This window comes from Candidatus Eremiobacteraceae bacterium (assembly GCA_035710745.1).
Lineage (GTDB): Bacteria > Vulcanimicrobiota > Vulcanimicrobiia > Eremiobacterales > Eremiobacteraceae > JANWLL01.
On the sequence record DASTCX010000001.1, the window covers coordinates 1 to 7,922 of the forward strand.

Sequence of the window (7,922 nt, forward strand, 5' to 3'; positions counted from 1 at the left end):
CATCTACAACTTCGCGAACTTCTACAACACCCAGCGACCGCACAAAGCGCTCAACGGGAAGGCACCCCTGCACAAGCTCGCGCAGGCTCGCAAAGTGTAGCGTAGCTGTGTAGACCCTACACTAAAGCTCGACCGCTACACAGCGTTCGAGCAAGATCGCGACGGTCGAGCTAAAGCTCGACCGCTACACAGCGTTCGAGCAAGATCGCGACGGTCGAGCTAAAGCTCGACCGCTACATACCATTTATCTATTCTAGCTGTTCGGGTCGAAGGTGTAGACGATCCGATACGTTTCGGTGGCCGGCTTGCCGTCGATCTCCGGCGGCTCGAAACGGCTCGCGTGTGCGGCCGCGACGGCAGCACTGTCGAGTTGGCGGTTTCCAGTCGACTGATCGATCGAGACGGTGAGAACTCGGCCGTCCGGCCCTATCGTCGCGAGCACGATCGCCGTGCCGCCGACGCCCTGCTCTTTTGCGATATCGGGATACACGGGTTCGACGCGGTCGGCGAAGCGCGCATCGACGACGATCGTCGGCGCGTATACCGGAGTCGGCCCAGCATCAGGAGTCGCCGTCGCTTGTACCGGCGGTTGCGTACTCGCCGGAAGCGGAGCGGGAGTAAAAGCGTTCTGCGTCGTCGCGACCGAGGAACGGGGCTGCGAGCTGATCCGCGACGACGCGAGCAGTTGTGCCGCAAGATGCGCGGCTGCTAGGCGGGCCGCGGCGGAATGCTTGGCGGTCGCGCTCGAAGCGGTTTGCGCGTGCGCATCGCTCGGCGTCGAGGTCGGGAGCGGCGTCGGCGTCGGTTCGGGAGTCTGCGTCGCATTCGGTGACGGCGACGCGCCGGACGTGGTCGAGGGACTATGCGATTTATGTTTCGTCAGCGTCGGCGCGACGATCGGCGGCGCGTAGTTCTGCGCGAGCGAAAGCGATGCGGGTTGCGACGTAGCCGCGGGACCGGACGGTGCTGCGCCGCCCTTGCCATGGCCGTATGCCGTGAAGCCGGCGATTCCGCCGCCGGTGACCACGACGACGATCCCCGCGACGGCGGGAATGCGCCAGCTGAACGACTTTTGCTGCGGCTTCTTCGGACGACGCAACAGATGTTGCGGATTCGCAGGCGTGCTCACGGAGGGCTCCCGGCATGAACGCTTGGTGTGACGGCCGTCACAGGAGCGACGGCGCTCGTCGTATCCTTACTATCGTCGGGCCGCGGGAGCAGTTTAGGTGAGTTGAAAAGCGAGCGCGCGGAGCAAGGCGACACCCGTCGCAAGGGCACGTTCGTCGAGGTTGAACTCCGGCGAGTGGAGCGATGCCGGCTGCGGATCGTCGGGCGACGCACACCCGAGTCGGATCATGCAGCCGGGGACTACTTGCGCGAAATACGCGAAATCTTCGGCGCCCATCGTCGGCACCTCGAGCTCGACGACGGAAGCGACTTGCGGCACCTCGCGAGCGATCGCCATGACCCTCTGCGTCAACGGCGCGTCATTGTGCACGCTCGGATAGCCGTGGACGAGCTCTACCCCATGCGACGCGCGATGCGCCGCGCAAATGCCGGCGACGATTCGCTCGATGCGCTCGGGAACCGATCTGCGCACGTTCTCATCGAGACAGCGGATCGTGCCTTGCAGCGTCGTTTTGTCCGCGACGACGTTGCGGCGGTAGCCGCCGTCGATGCGGCCGATAGCGATGACGACCGCCTTCAATGGGTCGATCTCGCGACTCGCGATCGTCTGCAGCGCGCCGACGACTTCCGCCGCCACGGGGATCGTGTCGACCGCATTGTGCGGATAGCCTGCGTGACCGCCGCGGCCGCCGATCTGGATATCGAAATCGTCGCACGACGCGGTCATCGCGCCGGCGCGCAAGCCGATCGAGCCGACGGGCAACGTCGGCCACACGTGGAGCATCGCGACGGCGTCGACGTCGGGCGATGAGAGCGCGCCGGCTTCGATCATCGGCTGCGCGCCGCCGGGCCCTTCTTCAGCGGGTTGGAACAGAAATCGAACCGCGCCGCGCAGCTTTGACCGCTCGCGTGCGAGCGAGACCGCGGCACCGAGCAGCATCGCCGTGTGCCCGTCGTGGCCGCACGCGTGCATCGCGCCCGGGACCTCGGATGCGAAGTCGAGTCCGGGTCGTTCGTGGATGGGCAAGCCGTCCATGTCGGCGCGCAGCGCAAGCGTCTTGCCCGGGGCAGCGCCGGTCAGAGTGGCGACGATGCCCGTGCCGGCGACGCGCTTCACGTCGATGCCGGCCGCGCGCAGCTCGCGCTCGACGAGCGCGCTCGTCTCGCGTTCCTCGAATCCGAACTCAGGACGTCGATGGATGAGCCGGCGCCAGCGGATGACATCGTCGATGATCTCCGCGGGCGGAGCGATCATACGGGCAGCGGCGTGCGCGCCTCGCGGCCCTCGGCGATCGTGCGCTCGATGTCTTCGGTCGACTTCGGCGTTCCGTCGGTCAGGTTGTCATGCCCGCCCGGGGTGATGAGCAGGTTGTCCTCGATGCGGACGCCGATGCCGCGGAAGCGGGCGTTGACGCCGTCCTCGTCCGGCACGTAGATGCCCGGTTCGATCGTGAGCACCATGCCGGGCTGGAGCAAGCGCCAGTCGCGCGCTTCGCGCATGCTGCCGACGTCGTGCGTATCCATCCCGAGGAAATGACCGATGCGGTGCATGTAAAAGCGTTTGTACGTGCCCGACGCGATCGCATCGTCGAGCGGGCCCTTGATCAGTCCGAGATCGATGAGGCCTTCTGCGATGACGCGCGTCGCCGCCTCGTTGACGACGGTGTTGTACGCGACGCCGGGCTTGCACAGCTCGATGCAGCGCGCTTGCGCCGCGAGAACGATATCGTAGACGGCGCGCTGTTCGGGGGTGAACTTGCCGGACATCGGCCACGTGCGCGTGATGTCGGCGCAATAGAAGTCGACCTCGGCGCCGGCGTCGATGAGGACGAGTTCGTCGTCGCCGACGCGCCGCCGGTTCGTCACGTAGTGGAGGATCGTCGCGTTCGGTCCGCTCGCCACGATCGATGGGTACGCCGGATATTGTGCGCCTCGGCTCGTGAAAACGTATTCGACGATCGCCTGGATCTCGTACTCGTGCATGCCCGGCCTCGAGCAGGCCATGGCGGCGATATGCGCTTCCCGCGAGATCGCGCCCGCACGACGCATGCCCTCGATGTCCGCCGGCGACTTGAAAACGCGCATCTCGTGGAGAGCCGTGCTCGGGTCGACGAGTGTCAGCGGTCCGCCATCGGCGCGCCGGCGCGAGGAGCGGTAGCCTTTCAACAGCGACACGATGCGGCGGTTGAACGCGTCGTCGCGGTCGAACGCATAGAAGAGCGTCGGCGCGCTGTCGAGCAGCTCGGGCAGTCTCGCGTCGAGCTCGGCGATCGGATATGCAGCATCGACGCCGAAGTCGCGCACCGCGCCTTCGACGCCCGCGCGTTTGCCATCCCAGGTCTCACGCTCGGGGTCGCTCGGACGCACGAAGAGAACGCTCTTGGTCGTCGCGTGCCCTGGCGCGAGGACGAGCACGCTCTCCGGTTCGTCGAAGCCGGTGAGATAGTGGAGGTCGGTGTCTTGACGATAGAGATAGTGCGAGTCGTTGGTGCGGATCGTCTCCGGCGCGCTCGGCAGGATCGCTACCGCATCGCCGATCTTCGCGACGAACGCCGCTCGGCGTCGTGCGTACTCGCTGCGGTTGTCGCTCAAAGGTTCCTCTCTTCACGCAAGCGGGGCAGCATATCGCGGATCTGTTTGACATCCGAAGCGTCGGGGCTACGCTCGAGATACGCCTCGAAATCTGCGATCGCGCGGTCGTACCGGTGCAGCCTCGCGAAGAGGATGCCGCGGTCCCGAAGCTCGGTCGAGTCGCCCGGGTCGAGCGCGAGCTGGAGCTCGATCGCCGTCAACGCCGACGAATAGTCCTTGGCGTGGCTGAGCACGTTCTTCAAGTTCGCGAGCACGCGTTTGATGATCGCGCGGGGTGCGACCGGCTCGAGAAAGCGATCGGACCACGTGACGCGGCCGCCCGTATGGCGGTCGACGATGTCGACGCATTGCGTCGCGTCGATGATGCGGCCCTTGTCGAACGCGTCTATGAATAGGCGGCTCGTCGCGTCCGGAAAGCGGACGACGAAATGGCCGGGCAATCCGACCCCTTCGAGGCGCAGGCCGATGCGTCGCGCGACTTCGATGACGACGATCGAGAGCGTGATCGGGATGCCGGTCCGCCGTTCGAGCACCATCGAGAGCAAGCTGTTGCCCGGTTCGTGATAGCGCGCCGCGTTGCCGCGGAAGGCTCCGCGGTCGAAGACCGCATCGAGCACGGCGCCGGCCATGGCATATGAATCCGTAGCGCCGCCTGCCGCATGTTCGGCATCGAGCGCGATAGCGTCGAGCTCTTTGAGCGAGCGCCCGATGTCGACGTTTTTCTCGAAGACGGCGCTGACGAGCAGGCACGCGCGATCGAGGTGCGGTTGTGCGCCAAGCGCGTCGCAACGCTTGACGTATTCGGCGAACTCAAGACCTGCCATGACGGCGTCCATCGCCGTATGACTTCTACCCGGCTCCATACGCCCCCTCGACGCCGAGCGGAGAGCACCCCGCAGGGTCGCAAGTCCCAACCACCGGAGGGGACGCGCGGCTCACGCTCGGAATGGAATGATGGGCTACATTTAAGAAGCCCCCACTCCCACTATTTGTCCGGAAGAGAGTTCGACGGCGGATGCGCGTGATTGCCGGTGACGGCCACGGCGAAGACAGATTCGAATCCGACGGCGGACTGCTTCGCCTCGTCCACTCGGTCGAGACGGCGGAGAGCGAGACCGAAGTGTTCGCTGTCGTCGCCTCCGGCGTTTCGTCTCTCTTCGATGCCGCTTGCGCGGTCATCGTCCTCGCGCCGATCGACGGATCGCTCGAAGTGGCCGCATCATCCGCGTCGTTCGACGAATTCGCGGCGGCGGTCCGCGAGCGGAGGCTGCCGCTTTCCGCAGACGGGCTCGCAGCGGATGCCGTGCTCACCGGCGCGTACGCGGTCGATCGCACGCCGTTCGCCGACGAGCCGCGTGCGCTCCTCGAGCTCTTCCCCGGTCGCGAGAACGTCCGCGCTGCGGCAGCGGTCTCGCTGACGGCGCGCGAGGGCACGATCGGCGTGCTCGTTTTGTTCAGCGATCGGGAGACCGCGTTCGGCAGCCGCCGCATGGAAGCGCTCCGCGTCTTCGCGTCGATCGCGGCGCTGGAGATCCACCGCCGCAGACAGCTCGCCGGCCTCATCGCCCAGCGCTCGGACGCTCGTGCGATGCTCGAGGTCGCAAAGGCATTGGGCCGCCACACCGACGAGCGCGAAGTGCTCGCCGACGTCGTCGCGCATTGCCGCTCGTCGACCGGCGCATCGTTCGCGATCGCTTGGGTGCTCGAAGGCAATCTCTTCCGCCCCGCTGCGATCGACGGCGACGATCGTGGGTTCGCCCTCGCTGCAAAGCTCAACGCCGACGCCACGCTTCCGCTCGGCCAAGGACCCGAAGGTCGCGCGGTACGCGCGCAGCGGATCGAGGCCGTGAAGGACGTCGAGGGTGATCGTGCATACGCGCCGTGGCTCGACGCCGCTCGTGCGAGCGGGTTTCGCTCGATCGTCGCGGTGCCGCTCTCGTCGGCCGAGCGCGCGACGGTCGTCGCCGTCTACGCCGCCGACATCGATGCGTTCAACGACGCAGACCTCGCGCATCTCGAGGCCTATGCGAGCCATGCGCGGCTTGCGCTCGATCGCGCACGCGCGTTCGCGGACGCCGCCTCCTCGGCGCGAGACCGCGCGCTTCGAGCGGCCGGCGCAGGCGCGGTATCTCACAGTCTCGACCTCGGCGACGTCGCACGCAGCATCGCGCGTGTCGCCGGCGAGACGGCGGGCGCCGAGTTCGCGGTCACCTATGTCGGCGACAACGATTCCCTCAGCATCGGCGGCGCGTGGAATGCGCCCCCGAATCTGGCGATCAACACGACGCTGAACCTGGCCGATCCGACCCTCGCGAACTATCCGCCGGTGCAGGCGCTGCGAGAGCGTCGTATCGTCGCGTACGAGGACGTCATGTCCGACGCGCAGTGGTTGCGGCAGGGTTGGGATCAGCAGGCGCTCGCACATGGCTTCAACGGTGTCATCGCGGCGCCGCTCGCGAACGACCGTCAGGTCGGCGCCGTCGTCATGTTCCTACGCGGTAAGCCTACGCTGGACTCGGCGGCGACGTCGCGGCTCGTCCGCCTCGGCGCGGAAGGGTCTGCGGCTATAGGATCCGCGCGCAAATTCGAACGCGCGCGCTCGGCTCGCGATTTCCTCAACCGCGTGCTCGAAGAATCGACCGACGCGATCGTCCAGATCGACCTGCAAGGTCTCGTCGTCGGCTGGAACGGCGGCGCCGAGCGGATGTTCGGCATGTCGCGCGATGAGGCGGTCGGGTCCGATTTCGCGGAGATGGCGATCGTGCCGCCGCTCAGCCGCGACGACGTCCGCGAGATGTTCTCGCGCGTCGCGCGAGGCGAGCACGTCCGATCGATGGAGATCGTCTGCCGCAGCCGCGACGGCGATCCGATCGACATGCTCTTGTCCGCGACTCCCTCGCGCGACGAGGACGGCAATATCGTCGGGCTCGTCGCGTTCAGCAAAGACATCACCGAGCAGAAGAAGCGCTTCGGCGAGCTGCTCGAGCAGAACCGGCGGCTCGCCGTCATCCGCGAGATCACCCGCGCATTCTCGCGCGAGGTTGGAGTCGTCGCGGTCGCGCAGAAGGGGCTCGACAAGCTTCTCGAAGCGCAACGTCTCGACGCCGGGCGCGTATACGTGTACGACGAGCGGGAAAGCCGTCTCGTGAATGTCGCGCAACGCGGCTTCGCACCGGAGGGCTGCGAGACGGTCGACGTCCGTCCGGTGACGACCGGCAGCGAAGGGCTGTTGTGCTCGGCGGTCTACTACCGCCAGACGAGCGTCCTCAACGACGTCGACGGGCAGATACTCGAGCATCCTCACCTCATCGATCGCGATCCCGCCGACGTGAGCGCGGTGCTCACGAAGCCGCTCGCGATCGGAGATCAGATCATCGGCGCGATCCAGGCCGTCGGTTTCGACGGACGGCGCCTGTCGTTCGACGATCAAAACCTTTTCCACGCCGTTGCGGACGAACTCGCGGCGTCGATGCGTGCCGCGCAGATGCTCGAAGAAGCGTCGCGCCTCGCGATCACCGATCCGCTCACCGGCTTGTACAACTACCGGTTCACGAACGATTTCTTGAAGAAGCGGCTTTCGGAAGCGCGCCGCCGTCGCCGGCCGTTCTCGGTCATCATGGCGGACGTCGACGGACTTCAGGCGATCAACGAGCGTCACGGCCGCTCGGTCGGCGACGACGTGCTCAAGCAGTTCGCTCGCTGTCTCGCGTCGTGTGTCCGATTGTCGGACGTCGTCGCGCGCTACGGCGGCGACGAGTTCATCGTGCTGCTCCCGGAGACGCAGCTCGGCGATGCCCTCATGCTCGCCGAGCGGATGGCGCACGCGTTCGCGACTCGCGATTGGGAGCGGCCGGTCGAGGATCTCGAGTTGAGCGCATCGATGGGCTGCGCCGCGTTCCCCGAATCCGGCTCGAACACCCAGATGCTCTTGAAGGCGGCCGACGCCGCGCTCTATCAGGCGAAGAAGGCCGGCAAGAACGCGATCTTCCCGCGCGCCGACTCGCTCCCTCGCTTCGCCGGCTGACCTCGCGCACTAATGACCGCCGCGACCTGTCTAAGAGAAAAGGGAGATACCGTCTTGGCTGTCAAGCCCGGACGGTATCATAGTTGGGGTCAAAGGGCTTTTGGCTGCGCAGCACGCCGTACGCGATGTGAATGAGTTTGCGCATGACGGCGCCGATGATGAGCATTTCGCTCTTGCC

The 7,922-nt window shown here is 66.4% G+C and carries 5 protein-coding genes; 1 reads left to right on the forward strand and 4 read right to left on the reverse strand.

Annotated elements, in window-relative coordinates:
• Positions 1–253: 253 nt before the first annotated feature.
• The 4 genes from VFO25_00005 to VFO25_00020 form a co-directional block, all read right to left on the reverse strand.
• On the reverse strand, positions 254–1,129 hold the full coding sequence (locus tag VFO25_00005) for a TonB family protein (protein ID HET9341292.1): 876 nt from the start codon (positions 1,127–1,129) through the stop codon (positions 254–256).
• Between the two features lie 93 nt (positions 1,130–1,222).
• Positions 1,223–2,383 (reverse strand): amidohydrolase, encoded by a 1,161-nt coding sequence (locus VFO25_00010; protein ID HET9341293.1) that lies wholly within the window; start codon positions 2,381–2,383, stop codon positions 1,223–1,225.
• Complete coding sequence (locus tag VFO25_00015) at positions 2,380–3,720, reverse strand: aminopeptidase P N-terminal domain-containing protein (protein ID HET9341294.1); 1,341 nt, start codon at positions 3,718–3,720, stop codon at positions 2,380–2,382. Before VFO25_00015 ends, VFO25_00010 begins: the two co-directional genes overlap by 4 nt.
• On the reverse strand, positions 3,717–4,556 hold the full coding sequence (locus VFO25_00020; protein HET9341295.1) for a transglutaminase-like domain-containing protein: 840 nt from the start codon (positions 4,554–4,556) through the stop codon (positions 3,717–3,719). Before VFO25_00020 ends, VFO25_00015 begins: the two co-directional genes overlap by 4 nt.
• 179 nt (positions 4,557–4,735) lie before the next feature.
• On the opposite strand from VFO25_00020, the gene VFO25_00025 reads away from it, so the two are divergent.
• Entirely contained in the window at positions 4,736–7,744 is a 3,009-nt protein-coding gene (locus VFO25_00025) for a diguanylate cyclase (protein ID HET9341296.1), read from the forward strand.
• The last annotated feature ends 178 nt before the right edge of the window (positions 7,745–7,922 follow it).

What these genes read in the sequence shown, in the direction of transcription:
- VFO25_00025 (HET9341296.1), top strand. Translation starts at nt 4,736, where the DNA reads ATGCGCGTGATTGCCGGTGACGGCCACGGCGAAGACAGATTCGAATCC.
- VFO25_00010 (HET9341293.1), bottom strand. Translation starts at nt 2,383, where the DNA reads ATGATCGCTCCGCCCGCGGAGATCATCGACGATGTCATCCGCTGGCGC.
- VFO25_00020 (HET9341295.1), bottom strand. Translation starts at nt 4,556, where the DNA reads ATGGACGCCGTCATGGCAGGTCTTGAGTTCGCCGAATACGTCAAGCGT.